Genomic DNA, 235 nt, shown 5'->3' on the forward strand with positions numbered 1-235 from the left:
CGTCCACGTACACCCACGCACCCTCGTACCGCTCGAAGCGGCTGCGCTCATGGAGTGAGTCCGGCTCGCCCCGGTAGGTGTAGTGCGCGCGGAACGTGACCGTCCCCTTCATATGGAAGGCGCTGCCCTCCGTCGCGGCCAGGATCTCCAGCCGCTGCCACCGCTGCCCGGCATCGAGTTCGATGCCGGGCGGCCGTGTGGTGGGGTGCCAGCTCCGCAGCAGGTACTCCGCGTC

1 protein-coding gene is annotated in these 235 nt (G+C 69.8%); it reads right to left on the minus strand.

All coding sequences use genetic code 11. From position 1 onward, the window contains the following. A partial coding sequence (locus J0695_RS39535; RefSeq protein WP_277990101.1) for a YchJ family protein occupies positions 1 to 235 on the minus strand: 235 nt, incomplete at both ends.

It is taken from the genome of Streptomyces beijiangensis (genome assembly GCF_017315755.1).
Taxonomy (GTDB): Bacteria; Actinomycetota; Actinomycetes; order Streptomycetales; family Streptomycetaceae; genus Streptomyces; species Streptomyces beijiangensis.